The organism is Methylobacterium sp. WL6 (assembly GCF_008040095.1).
In the GTDB taxonomy this organism is placed as follows: Bacteria; Pseudomonadota; Alphaproteobacteria; order Rhizobiales; family Beijerinckiaceae; genus Methylobacterium.
In genome coordinates, this window is the sequence record NZ_VRVH01000404.1 from 1 (window position 1) to 3,285 (window position 3,285).

Sequence of the window (3,285 nt, forward strand, 5' to 3'; positions counted from 1 at the left end):
GCGCCGCGGCGGCCGCACCGGACGTGGCACCGGCGATCTCGCTGCTGCGCCCGCCGATCGGGACGCCGCACCTCGCGATCCCGCGCGGGCGAAAAGTCCCGATCGAGACCGAGGCGCTGCCGGATTTCGAGATCGATCCCGCGATCGAGGCCTTCGTCGAGGCGAAGGCGGCCTATCGCCGGCGCACCACCGTGACGGCGGAGACGATGACCGCCTTCCTCGACCGCCACCTCGGGCCCGACGGCACCATGCGCGGCTCGGCGATCGCGGTCGCCGACGTCGACGCCTTCGTCGTGTTCCAGCGCCTGCGCGAGATCGACGTGCTGTTCGAGGGCGCGCTCGGCACGCGCTACACGATCGCCCGCGTGGAGGGCCGGCTCGCGAACGGCTGGCTCGACTGCCCGGACTTCGTCATCCGCCGCATCTCGGGCGACCGGCATGCTTGAGCCGTTCCGCACCATCGTCGACGGCGAGGAGCCGCCCCCGCCCGGCGCCCGCGCGCCCGACGTGGAGGAGCTGACCCGCGCGCTCGCGGTGCTGCTGAAGGGCCAGGTGATCTACGCGAACACCCCCGGCATCGGCCGCAGCTACGAGCTCGCGCGCCACTACGCCCCATTCTTCACCGACTACTTCGCCTGCCTCGGCTACGCGCTGACCGTGTCGCACCGCGATCAGATGGTCTCGCTCACGCTGGCCCAGGACGGCCCGCGTCACGACATCGTCGCCGAGCGCCTGCGCAAGGACGAGACCCTGGTGCTGCTGGCGCTCCGCCTGATCTACGAGGAAGGCTTGCGCGATCACCGCGTCTCCACCGACGGGCTCGTCGAGTGCACCACCGACGACGTCACCGAGCGCATCCGCACCGCCGCCCGCAGCGATCCGCCCGAGGAGACGCGGCTGATCGAGATCCTGCGCCTGATCGCCCGCCGCGGCGGCCTGCGGCTCGGCGAGCGCGACAGGGCTGAGCGCGTCACCCCGGTGAGCGTGCTGCCCGGCATCCTGGTGCTCGCCTCGGACGCGTGGCTCGACCGCCTGCGGGCGTGGTCCGAGGCGGCCGAGGGCTGAGTCAGGGCTTCGCCGCCCGTGGCGCGGGCAGCAGCGTGCGCAAAGCCTCGAAATAGCGCCGACCGAGGATGCGCTGCGAGGCCGCGTCGAAATGGATCTTGTCGCCGGGGTTTCCGGTCAGCCCGTCGGCCGAGACGTCGACCGTCCGCGGCACCGTGTCGGCGAGGTGCGCGAGCGCGTCGAGGATCGCGGTCTGCGCGGGCGTCGGCTTCACCCATTCCGGCTCGAAGCCCCCCGTCACGAACGGCGCGTTCCACGCGCCGCCGATGCGGGCGCGGAACGCGGCGACGGTGCGCGTGAGCCGCGCGGCGTAGTCCGAGCCGGACAGCGCGCCGACGTCGGCCTCGCCCTGGTGCCAGAGGATCGCGGCGAGGCAGGCGTTCGGCGCGGCGGCGAGCGCCGCGCTGGTGCGCTTCACCGCGGCCTCGAACAGGTCGTCGCCGGGGTTCCAGCGGCCGTTGGCGAAGCCGGTGCCGCCGACGGCCGCGGGCACGAGCAGGATCCGGCGGCCCGGCGGCCGCACGGCGATGTAGGCGCGGGCGAAGCTCAAGCCGAGGCCGACCCGCCCCGCGGCGGCCCCCGGATGCAGGAGCGGATCGATCGCGGCCACGATCCGGCCACGGCCGCCGGCCTGGCTCCACTGCCCGATGCGCGGATCGGGCGTCCCGTCGAGCGCGGCGTCGAAGCCCAGGCCGAACCCGACCATGTTCGACTGCCCGGCGAGCAGCACCACGTCGGTGCCCCGCCCCCGATCGGTCGGCCTGCAGACCCCCGCCGTCGCGGGCGACGCCAGCGCGAGGCCGACGAGGGCCGAAACGCCGAGCCTCCTTGCCCGGCGAGAACCCGTGCGCTGCGTTCTCAAGATCATGGCTGCCGTGCCCGCGCCCCCGGGATCGAGGGGCTTCCGGCCCCGCTCTACACCGAAAACCCGTGGCGCCGCCGCCGTCCGTGCTCTGCGCGCCCTTGCGTCTGCCCGCGCGGTTGGCCAACTGGGCGCCCCCGCCTCACCCGGATCGGACCCGCCCCCGGTGTACCGCCTCACCGACATCGCCCTTTCGAACTGGTACCTCATCCGGCGCGAGCAGATTCGGATTCGGGGCGCGGCGGCGCTCGTCGGGCCGACGGGGGCCGGCAAGTCGACGATCTTCGATGCGGTCGGCACCGTGCTGGCCGGCAACAACGCCAGCCGGCTGGCGCTGAACGCCTCGGCCTCGGGCCGCAGCGCACGCACCGTGCGCGACTACTGCCTCGGCTGGATCAGCGACCCGGCCGAGGGCGGGCGCCCGACGCGCGAGGCCTGCGAGACCGTCATCGCCCTGGTGTTCGAGAACGCCGAGAGCGGGCGCACGGTCTCCTTCGGGCTGGCGCTCGCCGCGCGGGCGACCGACCAGAAGGAGGAGGTGCTCTCCCGCTTCATCGCCACCGGGCACCGCTTCGAGATCGGCGACTACCTGCGCACCAATGCCGAGGGCAGCTTCACCGCGCCGTGGACCGAGATCGCCAAGGACCTGCGGCTGCGGGCCGAGCGCTTCGAGGAGTTCCGCTCCTCCGGCGAGCGCTTCACGGCGGAAGTGCTGGCGACCCTGCGCGAGGGTGCGCCGGCGCCGGACCCGCGCCACTTCCTGCGCACCTTCTCGAACGCGGTCGCGTTCAAGCCGATCTTCGATTCGAGCGCCTTCGTGCGCAGCTTCGTCCTCGACCCCGAGCCGCTCGACGTCGCCCGCGTCCGGCAATCGGTCGAGAATTGGCGCCGGCTGCTGGAGACGATCGAGGAGCTGGAGGTCAAGCTCGCGCGGCTGAAGCGTCTCGCCGGGCGCTACGAATCCTGGGCCGACGCGGTGCTCGCCTCCGGCATCCACGAGGCCCGGGCGGCCAGCGCCGAGCTGCGCCGCCGCTGCCACGATCTCGTGGCGGTGCGGGCCAAGCTCCGCGCCGGCGCCGAGCCGCTGCGGATCGCCCGCGAGAGCGTCGCCACGAGCCGCGGCTTCGTGCGCGACATCGACGGGGAGATCGCCGAGAAGAAGGCCCTCGTCGTCGGCGGCGCCACGGACGGGCGCCTGGCCGCCTCGACCATCGGCCTGTCGATGCTGGAGCGCGACCGGCGGGACCTGGCGGCCCGGGTCGCCGACCTCGTCGGCCTCGTCGGGCAGATGGGCAAGCTCCAGGCGGTCGCGCCGGTGCTGCGCCAGGTGGCGCCGCAGGCCGCGCGGCTCGCCGAGG

The 3,285-nt window shown here is 74.1% G+C and carries 4 protein-coding genes; 3 read left to right on the forward strand and 1 reads right to left on the reverse strand.

Going from position 1 to position 3,285, the window contains the following annotated elements; all coding sequences use genetic code 11:
* On the forward strand, positions 1-446 hold a 446-nt coding region (locus FV230_RS30040; protein ID WP_246695012.1), incomplete at its 5' end, for a Wadjet anti-phage system protein JetA family protein.
* Positions 439-1,065, forward strand: a complete 627-nt coding sequence (locus tag FV230_RS26315; RefSeq protein ID WP_147844481.1) for a DUF4194 domain-containing protein — start codon at positions 439-441, stop codon at positions 1,063-1,065. The genes FV230_RS30040 and FV230_RS26315, both read left to right, overlap by 8 nt.
* A gap of 1 nt (position 1,066) precedes the next feature.
* Here the strand turns inward: FV230_RS26315 and FV230_RS26320 are convergent, their stop codons facing one another.
* Positions 1,067-1,933, reverse strand: coding sequence for a sialate O-acetylesterase (locus FV230_RS26320; protein ID WP_187275633.1), 867 nt, complete (start codon positions 1,931-1,933; stop codon positions 1,067-1,069).
* Positions 1,934-2,093: 160 nt separating this feature from the next.
* Here FV230_RS26320 and FV230_RS26325 point away from each other — a divergent pair.
* Positions 2,094-3,285: ATP-binding protein (locus FV230_RS26325; RefSeq protein WP_281408335.1), on the forward strand; the 1,192-nt coding region annotated here is incomplete at its 3' end.

Bases quoted from the DNA above. Each gene is read 5' to 3' on its own strand.
- FV230_RS26320 (WP_187275633.1), bottom strand. From the start codon at position 1,933: ATGATCTTGAGAACGCAGCGCACGGGTTCTCGCCGGGCAAGGAGGCTC.
- FV230_RS26315 (WP_147844481.1), top strand. From the start codon at position 439: ATGCTTGAGCCGTTCCGCACCATCGTCGACGGCGAGGAGCCGCCCCCG.